This window comes from Streptomyces sp. NPDC029041 (assembly GCF_040637515.1).
Lineage (GTDB): Bacteria > Actinomycetota > Actinomycetes > Streptomycetales > Streptomycetaceae > Streptomyces.
Genome location: NZ_JBEZWO010000002.1, coordinates 512,456 through 524,216, shown reverse-complemented (window position 1 = coordinate 524,216; position 11,761 = coordinate 512,456). Strand labels below are relative to the sequence as shown.

The window sequence follows — 11,761 nt, the reverse complement described above, 5'->3', positions numbered from 1 at the left end:
CAGACCCCTGCCTCGGCCTGAGCGGCCTCGCCCCTCGCTGGCCGGACGGGCCGGATCGCGGCTGATCGGCGTCGTCAGCGGACGACGTCGAAGACGTTCTTCTGCAGGCCGTTGGCGTAGGCCTCGTGCTCGACGAGCCGCAGCTTCTGGGCGTCCTTGTCGGTGGCGCTGAAGAGCCGCTTGCCCGCCCCGAGCAGGAGCGGGAAGACGAGCAGGTGGTAGCGGTCGATCAGGCCGGCGTCGGAGAGGGACTGGTTCAGGGAGGCGCTGCCGTGCACGATGATCGGGCCGCCCTCGGTCTCCTTCAGCGCGGCGACGTCGTCGAGCGAGCGCAGGATCGTCGTCTCCCCCCAGTTCGACACCAGGTTCTCCTCGGCGAGGGTGGTGGAGACGACGTACTTGGGCATCACCTTGTAGTCGGCGAAGTCCTCCATGCCGGGCCACACCGCGCTGAACGCCTCGTAGCTGGTGCGGCCCATCATCATCGCCGTGGCCTCCTTCTGCTCCCGGTCCTTGATCTCGAAGGCCTCGGGAAGGAACTCGGTGTGCTTGAAGGTCCAGCCGGAGTTCCGGTAACCGGGCTCCCCGCCCGGGGCCTCCACGACGCCGTCGAGCGAGATGAAAGCGGTGCTGATCAGGGTGCGCATCTTGGGTTCCTCGGTCTCTCGTGTGGGTTTCTCTTCCTCTGACTGCGGAACACGGAGAAACTCATCGGCCGTCTCCCGCCCCGATCATCATGTGCCTTGTCGCCTGCCTGGGCCCCCGTTCGCGGCCGGCTACCGCGAGGCCGTCCTGTGGACCGACGACATCCTCGCCGCGGCCCGCCGCATCTGCCGGCGCCACGGTTTCGTGCTGGTGGCGGAGAAACCGCACCGTTCCTCCGGCCGGGACCTGACCGGCCGGGACCGGCGGCTGGATCTTGACGCAACACAGGAGCGACGGAGAGGAGTCGCGGGCAGGGGTGCCGGGTAGGGTCCGTCCACATGAAGCTGGCGTTCTCCACCCTCGGTGTCCCCGGCCTGCCCCTGGCCGACGTCCTGCGGCTCGCGACCACCCACGGCTATCACGGCGTGGAACTGCGCACCCACCCCGAGGAGCCGGTCCACACCGGCCTCGGCCCCGCCGAACGGGCGGACGTCGCGGCCGAGTTCAAGGGAGCGGGCGTAGAGCTCCTCGGCCTGGCGGGCTACGCCCGGGTCGCCGCACCGGGCGACGACGTGCCCGTCCTGGCCGAGATCCGCTCCCTCCTCGATCTGGCCCGCGACCTCGGTGCCCCGTACGTCCGGGTCTTCCCCGGCGGCGACCTGGACGTCCAGACCCCCGAGGAGGCCGACGCCACGGCCGCCCGGCGCCTGGGCACGGCCGCCGAGTACGCCAACGAGTTGGGCGTGCGCATCCTCCTCGAAACCCACGACTCCCACCGCACCGCCGCCGACGCCATGCGGATCCTCGGCCTGGTGGGCCACCGCCAGGTCGGCGCCCTCTGGGACGTGATGCACACCTGGCTCGGCGGCGAACAGCCCTCCGAGACCTACGCGGCGCTCGCCCCCCACCTCGGCTACGTCCAGGTCAAGGACATCGCCTCCGTCGAGGACACCACGCCCCTGCCGCTCGGCGCGGGCGTGCTGCCCCTGGCCGAATGCGTGGAGGTCCTCTCCCGCCACAACTGGGACGGCTGGCTCTGCTGGGAGTACGAGAAGCGCTGGTACGAGGCGGCGCCGCCGCTGCCCGGCCTCCTGGAACCCGGGCGTGAGCACCTGAGCAGGCTGCTGAACGACTCGGCGTGAGGCGCCGGCCCCGGGTCAGCGGGCCATCACGGTGAAGACGAGGGCCTCTGGGTTCGGTGCGGACTGCGCAGTCCACACCGACCCAGAGGCCCTCGCCCCGTTCGAGGACCACTCACCGCGTGTCGCCTGTCACCAACGTCCCGGAACAGCACACCCAGGGCCGGAATCAGAAAGAGCCGGCGCGGCAGCGCACGACCTAGGGGAGCCGGACCCCGGACCAGGCGTCGACTTCGCACTGCCGGTCGGCGTTGCTTCCCGCGCTCACGACCGTGCCGTCGGCACGCAGGCCGAGGGTGTGCGTCGAACCGGCCGCCACGGCGACGATGTCGCGCCATTCGCGGACGTCGCACTGGCCGTGGCTGTTGTCTCCCGTGGCGAGGACCCGTCCGGACGCGGTGACTCCGACGGTGTGGCGGCTGCCCGCGCCGAGCGCCACCACGTCTTCCCACGCGTCGACCTCGCACGCCCCGGTCGACCGCTCTCCGGTCGCCACCGCCCGCCCGTCGGCTCTGAGGCCGACCGTATGGAGGTACCCGGCCGAAAGGGCGGTCAGGTCACGCCACCCCTCGACGGCGCACTGCCGTCGTCGGTTGTTCCCCGTGGCCAGTGCGGAACCGTCCGACCGGATGCCGACCGAGTGCCAGTCACCACAGGAGAGGGCGGCGACCTCACGCCAGGACCGCACGTCGCACTGTCCTTCCGAACCCCGGCCGACCGCCAGCACGCGGCCGTTCGCGAGCAGCCCGAGCGTGCGGCGCCAGCCTGCGGCCACGGCCGTGACGCCCCGCCATCCGGAGACATCGCACTGCCCGTCGCGATTCCACCCCGTTGCCAGCACCGTGCCGTCCGACCGGAGTCCCACCGTGTGGGACCTGCCCGTGTTCGGCGCGCTGTGGACGTTGCCGGCTGCCACCGCGACGATGTCCTGCCATGGCCCGACACGGCACTCACCGGCTGCGGTATTGCCCACGGCGAGCACCGTTCCCTCCCCGCGCAGGGCGACCGAATGACGCCTTCCGGCCGCCAGTGCCGACGAGTTGGCGAGCATGACGCCTCCTTGCGCTCGGCGCGTTCGCGACATGGGGTGTCACCCTACTTCGGCCTGGAAGCCAGAGCGTCGCGGGGAGCGGAGAGGCACGGTTCACCTCCGCAGGCCCCGTCATGACCAGGGCGGAGTCAGCGCGACTCGGTACGCCGGGCGTACGCGCGGGCCGCTCGGGCGCGGTCGCCGCAGCGGGTGGAGCACCAGTGGCGGCGGCCGTGGCGGAGGAGGTAGCGGTTGCAGGGAGGGGAGCCGCAGGCGGTGAGGCGTTCGGCCGCGGGTGAGGTGAGCAGGTCGGCGGCGTCCGCGGCGAGCGTGGCCAGCGCGAGGTCGACGATCGCGGTGGTGGGGTGGGGGGCCGTGCGGTAGGGGCCGGTCGTGTCGTCCCACCGCAGCAGCGGGGCCGTGGGGACCCTGGTCATCGCGTCGTTGATGGCCGCCACCGCCGCGGGCAGGGCGGGCACGCCGTCGGTGCGGGCGGCGAACAGCGATCTGATCTGTTCGCGCAGGGACCGCAGTTGGGCCGCGCACATCTCCCGCATGCCGGCGTCGACCGGTGCGAGGCCGCGCTGCGTCAGCCAGTGGTTCGCCTGCGCGGGAGTGCCCACGAGATCGAGCGTGCGCCCGCCGGGCAGCGCGATCGCGGTGTTGGCGAGGGCGAGGGAGGGGTGTTCCTCCTCGCCCTGCGCGGGCGGCGGGGCGGACTGTTCGGTCACGGGCTCCTCCATGTTTCTCATGTTAAGGGTTGCCCGTATCCGTGAGAAGCGGCTACGGTCATCTCACGGTTTGATCGCGTCTATCCGTGAGGTGCTGCATGTCTTCTGTTCCCGTGGCGGCCGACTTCCCCGTCCGCGTCCTCGGCGGCCCGACCGCCCACTTCGAGTACGGCGGCCTGCGCTTCCTGACCGACCCGACCTTCGACGCCCCCGGCGACTACGGCAGCCCCGGGGCTCCGCAGCTGACCAAGACCGCGCCCTCCGCCTCCGGCCCGGGCGACCTCGGCCCCCTCGACGTGGTCCTGCTCTCCCACGACGAGCACCCCGACAACCTCGACACCTCCGGGCGGGCCCTGCTCGCCCGCATACCCCTCACCCTCACCACCCCCGGCGGCGGCGAGCGCCTGTGCGAGAGCCTGGGGGAGCGGGTCCGGGGTCTGGCCGACTGGGAGTCGCTCGCGCTGGACCGCCCGGGCGGCGGCACCATCACCGTCACCGCAGTCCCCGCCCTGCACGGCCCCGGATCCCGCGAGCAGGTCGAGCCGTTCACCGGCCAGGTCGTCGGGTTCGTCCTGACCGGCGAGGGCCTGCCCACCGTCTACGTCAGCGGCGACAACGCCTCACTCGACGCCGTCCGCGAGATCGCCGCCCGCTTCGGTCCCGTCGACACCGCCCTGCTCTTCGCCGGCGCCCCCCGCTTCCCCGTCCTCTTCGACAACCAGGTCCTCGTCCTGGACAGCGCGATGGCCGCGGAGGCCGCGCGGCTGCTCGGCGCCCGCCGCGTGGTTCCCGTCCACTACGACAGCTGGGCCCACTTCACCGAGGGGGGTGACGAGCTGGCGGCCGCCTTCACCGCCGCCGGGCTCGCCGACCGCCTGGACTGGGGCAAGGGCGCCTGAAACGCAGCCAGGGCACCTGACCTGCCGTCACTTCCGCCAGAACAGGTGATGGATCACGCCGCTGGGGCTCGGCACCACATCGCAGTGGAAGCGGTCGAGCAGCTCCTCGGGGGACTCCCACAGCCGTGAGCCGGACCCGAGCACCACGCCGGGCGAGACCGCCACGTGCAGGGTGTCGACCAGGTCGGCGTCCAGGAACTGCCGGACGACCGTCGCCCCGCCGCCGAGCCGTACGTCCTTGCCCCCGGCCGCCTTGCGCGCCTGGGCGAGGACCTCGGCGGGATCCCCGCCGACGAAGTGGAACGTCGTGTCGGAGAGGGTGAACGAGGGACGCTCGTGGTGCGTCATCACGAACACCGGAGTGTGGAACGGCGGCTCGTCGCCCCACCAGCCCTGCCACTCGTGGTCCTCCCACGGGCCGCGCTGCGGGCTGAACTTGTTGCGGCCCATGATCTCGGCGCCGATGCCGTGGTGGAAGTCGCGCACCAGGTAGTCGTCGAGGCCGCGGCTTCCGCCCGGGTCGGTGCGGTTGGGCCAGCTCGCCGTGGCCCCGGCCCAGGCGAACATCGTGGCGGGATCGGCATGTCCGAACGGCCTCTCCAGGCTCTGGCCCTCACCGGCACCGAATCCGTCACTCGAGACATTGAAGTTCTGTACGCGCAGCAGCTGGGACACGGGGCTCCTCCTCGTGGTCGACGCAAGAAAGACCGACCGGATCGGCGAAACTCATCGGTGCGGGACCGACTCATCCCACGGGCCCGGCGAAATCAAGGCCCGGCCTCACCCGGCCTGCGCCACCACGTGGTCGATCACCTGCTTGAAGTCCGCGTCCGGGGAGAACTCCACCAGCTCCGTGTCCGCCAGGGCGAGCGGCACATGGCCGGGTCCCCAGTAGTACGCCTGCCCCGCCTCGTACTCCTCCTCGCCGGTGGCCGTCCGCATCCGGATCCGGCCCTTCAGCAGATAGCCCCAGTGCGGGCACTGGCACGCGTCGTCGGGCAGCCCCTTGAGGGCCGGAGCCATGTCCGTGCCCTGGGGCAGAGTGATGTAGCTGATCGACATGCCGCCCCCGATCGGCATGGTGCGCACCTCTACGCCGTCGCCTCCGAGCACGACGGGTACGTCGTCGCGAGTCGCTGACGTCATGGCTCCTCCGCTCGCCGTGGACCGGGCCGTGGAAACGGACCTCGTCCTTCCACCCTGAACCGCCGGAGGGCCGCCCGCGACATCACGATCCGGTCAAGAGGTGTCCGCGGGGGCTTGCTTTACCGCCGTGTAATCGATTCCATCCCTCCGTCGGTGTAATCGATTCCACGAGCACACGCCCAAGCCGTCGCGGGTGCTCCCACGACTGATCCACGAGGAGGTGGAGCGGCGGTGGCCAGCATCAAGGACGTCGCTGCCGAGGCCGGTGTCTCCGTCGCCACGGTCTCGCGCGTCCTGAACGACCACCCGTCGGTCAGCGCCGAGGCACGCACCCGCGTGCTGGCCGCCGTCGAGACCCTGGGCTACCGCCCGAACGCCGTCGCCCGCTCCCTGCGCACCGACCAGACCCACACCCTCGGCTTGGTCATCAGCGACGTGATGAACCCCTACTTCACCGAGCTGGCCCGCTCCGTCGAGGAGGAGGCCCGTGCGCTCGGCTACAGCGTCATCATCGGCAACGCCGACGAGCGGCCGGACCTCCAGGACCACCACGTGCGGAACCTCCTGGACCGCCGCATCGACGGACTGCTCGTCTCACCCACGGACGGCGGCTCGCCGCTGATGCTGGACGCCGTACGGGCCGGGACGCCCATGGTCTTCGTGGACCGGTGGATCCCGGGCGTGGACGTGCCGGTGGTGCGGGCGGACGGCCGGGCCGCGGTCCGGGACCTCGTGGCGCACCTGCACGGGCTCGGGCACCGGCGGCTGGCGATCATCGCCGGGCCGGCGGCGACCACGACCGGCCAGGAGCGCGTCGAGGCCTTCCGGGAGGCGCTCGGCGCGTACGGGCTCGAACTGCCCGACGCCTACATCGGGCAGGGCGACTTCCAGGCCGAGAGCGGCCGGCTGGTCACCGAGGGCTTCCTCGATCTGGCCGAGCCGCCCGAGGTCGTCTTCGCGGCGGACAACCTGATGGCGCTCGGCGCGCTGGACGCCGTGCGGGCGCGTGGCCTGCGCATCCCGGACGACCTGGCGCTGGCCGCGTTCGACGACGTCCGGTGGTTCGTGCACACCGATCCGCCGATCACCGCGATCGCCCAGCCCACGGGCGAGCTGGGCCGGGCCGCCGTACGGGCCCTGGTCGACCGCATCGAGGGCAGGGCCGGCGAGTCCGTCACCCTCCCCGCCCGGCTCGTCGTACGCCGCTCGTGCGGCGAGAACCCCACCCCAGTGCAAAGGAGCACGACGTGAGCAACGCGGACGAGTTGCTGCGCATCGAGGGCATACGGAAGACCTTCCCGGGCGTGGTCGCGCTGGACGGCGTCGACTTCGATCTGCGCCGGGGCGAGGTGCACGTCCTGCTCGGTGAGAACGGTGCCGGCAAGAGCACCCTCATCAAGATGCTCTCCGGCGCCTACACCCCCGATGCCGGACGGATCCTGGTCGGCGGCGAGGAGACCCGCATCCAGGGTGCGCAGGACTCCGAGCGGCTCGGGATCGCCACCATCTACCAGGAGTTCAACCTGGTACCCGACCTCACGGTCGCCGAGAACATCTTCCTCGGGCGCCAGCCGCGCCGGTTCGGGATGATCGACCGGGGGCGGATGGAGGCCGACGCCGAGGTCCTGCTGAAGCGGGTCGGCGTGGACGTGTCGCCCCGTGCGCGGGTCCGCGAGCTGGGCATCGCGCGCCTGCAGATGGTCGAGATCGCCAAGGCGCTCAGCCTGGACGCGCGCGTGCTGATCATGGACGAGCCGACCGCCGTGCTCACCGCCGAGGAGGTCGACAAGCTCTTCGCGATCGTGCGCGCGCTGCGCGAGGACGGCGTCGGGATCGTCTTCATCACGCACCACCTGGAGGAGATCGCCGCGCTCGGCGATCGCGTGACGGTCATCCGGGACGGCAGGAGCGTCGGCCAGGTGCCCGCCTCCACGCCCGAGGACGAACTCGTGCGGCTCATGGTCGGGCGCTCCATCGAGCAGCAGTACCCGCGCGAACGGGCCGGCCGGGGCGCCGCGCTGCTCTCCGTCGAGGGACTCACCCGGGACGGCGTCTTCCACGACGTCGGCTTCGAGGTGCACGCCGGTGAGGTCGTCGGCATCGCGGGACTGGTCGGCGCCGGCCGGACCGAGGTCGTACGGGCCGTCTTCGGCGCCGACTCGTACGACAAGGGCACGGTCAGGGTCTCCGGCGCCCCGGTCGCCAAGTACGACGTCAACGCGGCCATGACCGCCGGCATCGGGCTCGTCCCCGAGGACCGCAAGGGCCAGGGCCTGGTGCTGGACGCCTCCGTCGAGGAGAACCTCGGCCTGGTGACCCTGCGGTCGGCCACGCGCGGCGGGCTCGTCGACCTCAAGGGGCAGCGCGAGGCCGCGGAGCGGATCGCGCGGCAGCTCGGTGTGCGGATGGCCGGGCTCGGCCAGCACGTGCGCACGCTCTCCGGCGGCAACCAGCAGAAGGTCGTCATCGGCAAATGGCTGCTCGCCGACACCAAGGTGCTGATCCTCGACGAGCCGACGCGCGGCATCGACGTCGGTGCCAAGGTCGAGATCTACCAGCTGATCAACGAACTCACCGCCGCCGGCGCGGCCGTCCTGATGATCTCCAGCGACCTGCCCGAGGTGCTCGGCATGAGCGACCGGGTGCTGGTGATGGCCCAAGGCCGGATCGCCGGTGAACTCTCCGCCGACGAGGCGACCCAGGACACCGTGATGGCACTCGCAGTAAGCAACCCCGGCACGGACAAGGAGGCCTCCCGTGGCCACTGACACGCTCAAGAGCACGACGGGCGCGGGTGGCGCCTCGGGGGGCCTGCGCCGCCTCCTGCTCGACAACGGGGCGCTCACCGCGCTCATCGTCCTCGTCATCGCGATGTCGGCGCTGTCCGGCGACTTCCTGACGACGGACAACCTCCTCAACGTCGGTGTGCAGGCGGCCGTGACGGCCATCCTCGCCTTCGGCGTGACCTTCGTGATCGTCTCCGCCGGCATCGACCTGTCCGTCGGCTCGGTCGCCGCGCTGTCGGCCACGGTCCTCGCCTGGAGCGCCACCTCGGCGGGCGTCCCGGTCTTCCTCGCCGTGCTCCTCGCCATAGCCACGGGCATCGTCTGCGGCCTGGTCAACGGCATCCTGATCTCCTACGGCAAGCTGCCGCCGTTCATCGCCACGCTGGCCATGCTGTCCGTGGCCCGCGGCCTGTCCCTCGTCATCTCCGAGGGCTCCCCGATCGCCTTCCCCGACTCCGTCTCCCACCTCGGCGACACCCTCGGCGGCTGGCTGCCGGTGCCGGTCCTGGTGATGGCCGTCATGGGCCTGATCGCGGCCTTCGTGCTCGGCCGGACCTACATCGGCCGCTCCATGTACGCGATCGGCGGCAACGAGGAGGCCGCGCGGCTGTCCGGCCTGCGCGTGAAGAAGCAGAAGCTCGCCATCTACGCCTTCTCGGGCGTCTTCGCCGCCGTCGCCGGTGTCGTGCTGGCCGCCCGCCTCTCCTCCGCGCAGCCCCAGGCCGCCGACGGCTACGAGCTGGACGCGATCGCCGCCGTCGTCATCGGCGGCGCCTCCCTCGCGGGCGGTACGGGCAAGGCGTCCGGCACGCTGATCGGCGCTCTGATCCTGGCGGTGCTGCGCAACGGACTGAACCTGCTGAACGTCTCGGCGTTCTGGCAGCAGGTCGTCATCGGTGTCGTCATCGCGCTCGCGGTGCTGTTCGACACGCTGCGGCGCAAGGCGGGGGCGACCCCGGTGGCAGGTGCCTCCGGAGGAGGCAAGGGCAAGCAGGCGGCGACCTACGGGCTCGCGGCCGTGGTGACCGTCGCGATCGTCGGCGCCACGTCCTTCCTGCACAACGGCTCCTCCGCGGCGAGCAGCCCCAAGATGGGCCTGTCGCTGTCGACCCTCAACAACCCCTTCTTCGTGCAGATCCGGGCGGGCGCCCAGGCCGAGGCGAAGAAGCTGGGTGTCGACCTGACCGTCACCGACGCCCAGAACGACGCCTCCCAGCAGGCCAACCAGCTGCAGAACTTCACCAGTTCCGGCCTCGGCGCGATCATCGTCAACCCGGTGGACTCGGACGCCGCGAGCAACTCCGTCAAGGCCGCCGACCAGGCGAAGATCCCGGTCATCGCGGTGGACCGGGGCGTCAACAAGGCATCCGTGGACGCCCTGGTCGCCTCCGACAACGTGGCCGGCGGTGAACTCGCCGCGAAGACCATCGCCGACAAGCTGGGCGGCAAGGGCAAGATCGTGATCCTTCAGGGCCAGGCCGGCACGTCCGCGGCCCGGGAGCGCGCGCAGGGCTTCGCCGACGGCCTCAAGGCCTTCCCGGGCATCCAGGTCGTCGCCCAGCAGCCCGCCGACTTCGACCGCACCAAGGGCCTCGACGTGATGTCGAACCTGCTCCAGGCCCACCCGGACGTCCAGGGCGTCATCGCCGCCAACGACGAGATGGCGCTCGGCGCGATCAAGGCCCTGGGCTCCAAGGCCGGCAAGTCGGTCTCGGTCGTCGGCTTCGACGGCACGCCGGACGGACTGAAGGCGGTCGAGGGCGGCACGCTGTACGCGTCCGTGGCGCAGCAGCCCTCTCAGCTGGGGAGGATCGCCGTGGACAACGCCCTGAAGGCGCTCCAGGGCAAGAAGGTCCAGGAGACGGTGAAGGTGCCGGTGAAGGTGGTCACGAAGGAGAACGTGGCCGGCTTCAGCGGCTGACATCGGGGAACGGCCGGGCGGTCACCACAGCTGGTGGACCGCCCGGCCATGTCACTCACGTGGGGAGCAACTCATGTACGACTACGACCTCCTGGTCGTGGGGTCGGCCAACGCCGACCTGGTGATCGCAGTGGAGCGCCGGCCCGGTGCCGGCGAGACCGTGCTCGGCTCCGACCTGGCCGTTCACCCGGGCGGCAAGGGCGCGAACCAGGCGGTCGCCGCCGCCCGGCTCGGTGCCCGCACGGCCCTGCTGGCCCGGGTCGGCGACGACGCGCACGGCCGGCTGCTGCTGGACTCGCAGCGCGAGGCGGGCGTCGACACGGTGGGAGTCCTGGTGGGCGGTGCCCCGACCGGCGTCGCACTGATCACGGTCGACCCGTCCGGGGACAACAGCATCGTCGTCTCGCCCGGCGCCAACGGCCGCCTCACGCCCGAGGACGTCAGGGCCGCCGGGTGTCTCTTCCAGGGCTCCAAGGTGGTGTCGGCGCAACTGGAGATCCCGCTGGAGACGGTGGTGGAGGCCGTACGGAACCTGGCTCCCGGGAGCCGTTTCGTGCTGAACCCCTCACCGCCGCGCCCCCTTCCCTCGCAGGTGCTGGCGGCCTGCGACCCGCTGATCGTGAACGAGCACGAGGCGAAGGTGATCCTCGGTGACTCCGCCGTCGGGGACACCCCCGAGGACTGGGCGCGGATCCTGCTCGCCAAGGGGCCGAGGTCGGTGGTGGTCACGCTGGGCGGACAGGGCGCGCTGGTGGCGTCGTCGGAGGGTGTCTCGCGCGTGCCGGCCGTGAAGGTGGACGCGGTGGACACGACAGGGGCGGGCGACTCCTTCACCGCCGCGCTGGCCTGGCGGCTGGGGGCGGGTGAGTCCCTGGCCGAGGCGGCGGCGTACGCGGTGCGGGTGGGGGCCGCGACCGTGACGAAGGAGGGCGCGCAGGCGTCCTTCCCGACGGCGGCGGAGGTCGCCGCACAGTGAAGAAGAGCGGAATACTGAACCGCCACCTCGCCGGTGCGCTGGCCGAGCTCGGCCACGGGGACGGGGTGCTGGTGTGCGACGCGGGCATGCCGATCCCCGACGGCCCCCGGCTGGTGGATCTGGCCTTCCGGGCCGGGGTGCCGTCGTTCGCCGAGGTGCTGGACGGGCTGCTGGCCGAGCTGGTGGTCGAGGGGGCGACGGCGGCGCGGGAGCTGCGGGACGCCAACCCGGAGGCGTCGTCGCTGCTGGAAGGGCACTTCCCCGGGCTGGACCTCGTGTCGCACGAGCGGCTCAAGGAGCTGTCGGCGGCGGCCCGGCTGGTCGTCCGCACGGGCGAGGCACGGCCGTACGCGAACGTCCTGCTGAGGTGTGGGGTCTTCTTCTGACACCGGCGCCGAGTCGCGGCAGGCCGTGAACGGTTTCGAGGGGGCCCGGTCCGTCGACCGGGCCCCCTCGGCTTTTCCCCTCCCCCGTCAGGAACCCCACGA

Annotated in this window: 12 protein-coding genes and 1 pseudogene; 8 read left to right on the top strand and 5 right to left on the bottom strand. The window is 71.8% G+C overall.

Annotated elements, in window-relative coordinates; translation table 11 throughout:
* Positions 1–74 precede the first annotated feature (74 nt).
* Entirely contained in the window at positions 75–647 is a 573-nt protein-coding gene (locus AB0F04_RS05925; protein WP_362038190.1) for a dihydrofolate reductase family protein, read from the bottom strand.
* Positions 648–774: 127 nt separating this feature from the next.
* Between AB0F04_RS05925 and AB0F04_RS05920 the strand changes: the two are divergent.
* Positions 775–972 (top strand): annotated as a pseudogene (locus AB0F04_RS05920) (MarR family transcriptional regulator); the annotation flags it as partial.
* 11 nt (positions 973–983) lie between these two features.
* A complete protein-coding gene (locus AB0F04_RS05915) occupies positions 984–1,787 on the top strand; it encodes a sugar phosphate isomerase/epimerase family protein (protein ID WP_362038188.1) in 804 nt (267 codons plus the stop codon).
* A 196-nt stretch (positions 1,788–1,983) separates the two neighbouring features.
* On the opposite strand, the gene AB0F04_RS05910 is transcribed toward AB0F04_RS05915, so the two are convergent.
* Together AB0F04_RS05910 and AB0F04_RS05905 are read right to left on the bottom strand one after the other, a co-directional pair.
* On the bottom strand, positions 1,984–2,835 hold the full coding sequence (locus tag AB0F04_RS05910) for a chromosome condensation regulator (RefSeq protein ID WP_362038186.1): 852 nt from the start codon (positions 2,833–2,835) through the stop codon (positions 1,984–1,986).
* 128 nt (positions 2,836–2,963) lie between these two features.
* Positions 2,964–3,557, bottom strand: coding sequence for an ABATE domain-containing protein (locus tag AB0F04_RS05905; RefSeq protein WP_362038183.1), 594 nt, complete (start codon positions 3,555–3,557; stop codon positions 2,964–2,966).
* Positions 3,558–3,643: 86 nt separating this feature from the next.
* On the opposite strand from AB0F04_RS05905, the gene AB0F04_RS05900 reads away from it, so the two are divergent.
* On the top strand, positions 3,644–4,444 hold the full coding sequence (locus AB0F04_RS05900) for an MBL fold metallo-hydrolase (protein ID WP_362038181.1): 801 nt from the start codon (positions 3,644–3,646) through the stop codon (positions 4,442–4,444).
* Between the two features lie 27 nt (positions 4,445–4,471).
* On the opposite strand, the gene AB0F04_RS05895 is transcribed toward AB0F04_RS05900, so the two are convergent.
* Positions 4,472–5,119: a dihydrofolate reductase family protein gene (locus AB0F04_RS05895; protein ID WP_362038179.1), complete on the bottom strand. Its 648-nt coding sequence runs from the start codon at positions 5,117–5,119 to the stop codon at positions 4,472–4,474.
* A 105-nt stretch (positions 5,120–5,224) separates the two neighbouring features.
* Positions 5,225–5,590, bottom strand: coding sequence for a hypothetical protein (locus tag AB0F04_RS05890; protein ID WP_362038176.1), 366 nt, complete (start codon positions 5,588–5,590; stop codon positions 5,225–5,227).
* Between the two features lie 231 nt (positions 5,591–5,821).
* Here AB0F04_RS05890 and AB0F04_RS05885 point away from each other — a divergent pair, with 231 nt between their 5' ends.
* From AB0F04_RS05885 to rbsD, 5 genes are all read left to right on the top strand, one after another.
* Entirely contained in the window at positions 5,822–6,841 is a 1,020-nt protein-coding gene (locus AB0F04_RS05885; RefSeq protein WP_362038174.1) for a LacI family DNA-binding transcriptional regulator, read from the top strand.
* The gene (locus AB0F04_RS05880; RefSeq protein ID WP_362038172.1) at positions 6,838–8,358 is read left to right on the top strand and encodes a sugar ABC transporter ATP-binding protein; all 1,521 of its coding nucleotides are present in this window, start codon (positions 6,838–6,840) and stop codon (positions 8,356–8,358) included. Before AB0F04_RS05885 ends, AB0F04_RS05880 begins: the two co-directional genes overlap by 4 nt.
* Positions 8,348–10,297, top strand: a complete 1,950-nt coding sequence (locus tag AB0F04_RS05875; RefSeq protein WP_362038170.1) for a substrate-binding domain-containing protein — start codon at positions 8,348–8,350, stop codon at positions 10,295–10,297. The genes AB0F04_RS05880 and AB0F04_RS05875 overlap by 11 nt, the downstream gene beginning before the upstream one ends.
* Positions 10,298–10,370: 73 nt before the next feature.
* Positions 10,371–11,273: a ribokinase gene (locus AB0F04_RS05870; RefSeq protein ID WP_362038168.1), complete on the top strand. Its 903-nt coding sequence runs from the start codon at positions 10,371–10,373 to the stop codon at positions 11,271–11,273.
* Entirely contained in the window at positions 11,270–11,659 is a 390-nt protein-coding gene (gene rbsD, locus AB0F04_RS05865) for a D-ribose pyranase (RefSeq protein WP_362038166.1), read from the top strand. The genes AB0F04_RS05870 and rbsD overlap by 4 nt, the downstream gene beginning before the upstream one ends.
* Positions 11,660–11,761 lie beyond the last annotated feature (102 nt).

Coding starts and splice junctions, on each gene's coding strand:
- AB0F04_RS05925 (WP_362038190.1), bottom strand. CDS start 647: ATGCGCACCCTGATCAGCACCGCTTTCATCTCGCTCGACGGCGTCGTG.
- AB0F04_RS05915 (WP_362038188.1), top strand. CDS start 984: ATGAAGCTGGCGTTCTCCACCCTCGGTGTCCCCGGCCTGCCCCTGGCC.
- AB0F04_RS05910 (WP_362038186.1), bottom strand. CDS start 2,835: ATGCTCGCCAACTCGTCGGCACTGGCGGCCGGAAGGCGTCATTCGGTC.
- AB0F04_RS05905 (WP_362038183.1), bottom strand. CDS start 3,557: ATGGAGGAGCCCGTGACCGAACAGTCCGCCCCGCCGCCCGCGCAGGGC.
- AB0F04_RS05900 (WP_362038181.1), top strand. CDS start 3,644: ATGTCTTCTGTTCCCGTGGCGGCCGACTTCCCCGTCCGCGTCCTCGGC.
- AB0F04_RS05890 (WP_362038176.1), bottom strand. CDS start 5,590: ATGACGTCAGCGACTCGCGACGACGTACCCGTCGTGCTCGGAGGCGAC.
- AB0F04_RS05870 (WP_362038168.1), top strand. CDS start 10,371: ATGTACGACTACGACCTCCTGGTCGTGGGGTCGGCCAACGCCGACCTG.